This window comes from Alicyclobacillus suci (genome assembly GCF_017329615.1).
GTDB lineage: Bacteria > Bacillota > Bacilli > Alicyclobacillales > Alicyclobacillaceae > Alicyclobacillus > Alicyclobacillus suci.
Map to the genome: position 1 here is coordinate 1 of NZ_JAFMTW010000174.1, position 410 is coordinate 410.

Below are 410 nucleotides of genomic sequence, written 5' to 3' on the forward strand. Positions count from 1 at the left end.
TTGCTTGGCGAGGTTTGCTTGGATGATCGGAATGTCATTGGTCTGGCCGCCGACCACACCGTAATTCTCACCGCCTGTGGTCTGATAATCCACGCCATAGTGCGTTGTGAATTCGACCCATCCGCCACCCGTGCGAACCGGGATATCGCGCATCCAGGTAACACTTTGAAGTGGTTCCATCACGCGTGGATCGCGTTTTTCCAACTCGGCATTCAAGAATGCAAGGCCTGTACCAATTGCCGCCGCGTCCATCGTCATTGATGCGCCGCCGAGCCCCGGCACGGTATAACTCTTTTCGGGTAATTTAATTACTTGTGCCATTCGTTCCATTACCTCCTATTAGGCCGTTGGGCGGCTCAAGATAGTGAGTTCTGCTGTGTTACTTGAATCAAGTGCACCTGTCTTCCATA

1 protein-coding gene is annotated in these 410 nt (G+C 52.4%); it reads right to left on the reverse strand.

Annotated elements, in window-relative coordinates; all coding sequences use genetic code 11:
- Positions 1 to 321 (reverse strand): hypothetical protein (locus J3482_RS20300; RefSeq protein WP_206923104.1); only part of this gene is annotated, 321 nt, incomplete at its 3' end.
- Positions 322 to 410 lie beyond the last annotated feature (89 nt).